Genomic DNA, 1,583 nt, shown 5'->3' with positions numbered 1-1,583 from the left:
TGCATCTCCCGCAGTTGACACTAAAGTTGTAGAGGGTTGTGACAATCCTGCATACTTCACCCTTGCCAACGAAGGTCTGAAACTTACTGCCAAAGATGGAAACCTCGTGGTAGCCGATGACACGGAATCCGGCATAAACGACATCGTTGAGGCTGACAACAGCGACGCTCCCGTTGAATATTACAATCTCCAGGGTGTGAAAGTCAACAATCCCGACAAAGGAATCTACATCATGCGTCAGGGCACAAAGGCTCGCAAGGTAATACTCTAAAACACATATGACCCAACATTCAAAGGGACGCCGGCTCGCGCTGTCGTCCCTTTAGTTTGGAAACAATCGCATTCGCCACATAAACCATACCAACAACAATGAAAAATATATCAATCGCAATAGCGACGCTATTCCTTTTGTGCTCGTGCTCTCAGAGAAGACAGGAAATCGTTGTCAACAACCCTGCCACTTTCGACCGCACCGATGAAATNACAGAGATATGCGCAGACTCGATAACCATAGCCAAAGCAGGAGAATTCATAATCACCGATGCCGAAGGCAGGGAAATTCCCTATCAGCTTACTTACGACNACCGTATTATATTCCCCGCATCCGTCAAAGCCTCGGATAAGACAATATACACTGTCATGCCGGGCACACCGGCACCTGTCGACACCATCGCGTGGGGCAGACAGTTTCCGGAACGCAAGGATGACATGGCGTGGGAGAACGACCGCAGCGCATATAGGGCATACGGACCCGCGCTGCAACAGTCGGGAGAACGAGCTTTCGGTTATGACATATGGACAAAATCCGTGCCCCACCGCGTGCTTGAAAAACGTTTCGACCTCGACATAAACAAAAAAATATCTTTCCATGTGGATCACGGCGAAGGCATGGACGTATATGCGGTCGGTCCTACTCTTGGCGGGGGAACTGCGGCATTGCTTGACTCTGCCGGAAATATCGTATATCCTTATTGTTACGAAAGCTATGAGATTCTCGACAACGGTCCGCTGCGGTTCACAGTCAGTCTCCGTTACGCACCGCTGAGTGTCGATGGAGACTCGGCAGTGATCGAGGAAAGAATGATTTCTCTTGACAAAGGGTCATGGCTTAACCGCACCTCCGTAACTTACACCGGACTCCGTCACGACGTATGCGTGGCTCCCGGAATCGTGATACACCGCCAGAATCCCGAAGGCTATACCCTTGCCAACGGATATATGTCGTATGCGGATTCCACGGAAAACTCAGCAAACGGCAACGGCGTGATTTTTGTGGGTGTGGTGAGTCCCGAAAGTAGGAATACGGAATACAGGCGGCTCACCGAACCTACGGGAGACGCCGCCGGTCACATTCTTGCTCCCGCACCATATACAGACAGCCATAATTTCACCTATTACTGGGGTTCCGGCTGGAGCAAAGGGGGAATGCCCGACAAAGAAACCTGGGACTCATATCTCGGCAATTACCTCGAACGCCTGAAGAATCCTCTTCGCGTCTATGTAAAATAGAAAACAAGTCCATGCGGACATAAACACAAAAGAGGCGGGATTCATGAATCCCGCCTCTTTTGTGTTTATGTAAT

Annotated in this window: 1 protein-coding gene and 1 pseudogene; both read left to right on the top strand. The window is 50.1% G+C overall.

What is annotated here, in order from left to right:
• A pseudogene (locus tag JX312_RS13415) lies at nucleotides 1–271 on the top strand (hypothetical protein); the annotation flags it as partial.
• A gap of 98 nt (nucleotides 272–369) precedes the next feature.
• Nucleotides 370–1,509, top strand: a complete 1,140-nt coding sequence (locus tag JX312_RS13410) for a DUF4861 domain-containing protein (protein ID WP_204458417.1) — start codon at nucleotides 370–372, stop codon at nucleotides 1,507–1,509.
• The last annotated feature ends 74 nt before the right edge of the window (nucleotides 1,510–1,583 follow it).

This window comes from Barnesiella sp. CU968 (genome assembly GCF_905219685.1).
GTDB classification, from domain to species: Bacteria; Bacteroidota; Bacteroidia; order Bacteroidales; family Muribaculaceae; genus Lepagella; species Lepagella muris_A.
The sequence above is the reverse complement of the archived record's forward strand: the minus strand, read 5'-3'. Positions and strand labels throughout refer to the sequence as shown.